At 39.0% G+C, this 569-nt stretch carries 1 protein-coding gene; it reads left to right on the forward strand.

The features are described 5' to 3' along the window. The coding region (locus DRF57_RS23830; protein ID WP_157969936.1) for a hypothetical protein at nt 1-569 on the forward strand (569 nt) is incomplete at both ends.

A 569-nucleotide genomic window follows, 5' to 3' on the forward strand; every position in this document is an offset into this window, starting at 1 on the left:
ACTTACTTATAAATTCACCTATGACCCTCAGGGAAGGTTATTATCTTCTGTAGAGAGCAGCTATGGAAAAACCTACACGCAGAAAGGCATCACCTACGACGATAAAGGAAGAGTGGTTTCTTATGAAAAAGAATTACAGTCTTCGGGAGCTTTAACTAAAGTTATGGTAGAAAACGTATACAGCCCATGGAACGGTGATCTCTACCAGATGAAAGATAAAAGCTCTGGAAAAATTCTCTGGGAACTGAAAGAAGTCAATACCAAAGGGCAGGTAGTAAAAGCCAGTCTGGGTACAACAGCTGTCAGTAATACCTATGATGTTAATGGTTTCCTTACAAACGTTAATCATTCTTCACCGGTAATGGCAGGTATTCTTGAACTCACTTACTCATTCGACGCCATAAAGAATGAGCTGAAGACAAGAGGGACCGGAGGAGATTTCGGTATTACAGAATCTTTTGATTATGATAATAATAACCGACTGATCAACTGGACCAATCCGGTAACAGGACAGAATTCTCAAAATATTTATGATGTTAAAGGAAGAATCATGGAAAATGATCAGGTAG

The sequence above is a fragment of the Chryseobacterium rhizosphaerae genome, from assembly GCF_003385455.1.
GTDB lineage: Bacteria > Bacteroidota > Bacteroidia > Flavobacteriales > Weeksellaceae > Chryseobacterium > Chryseobacterium rhizosphaerae.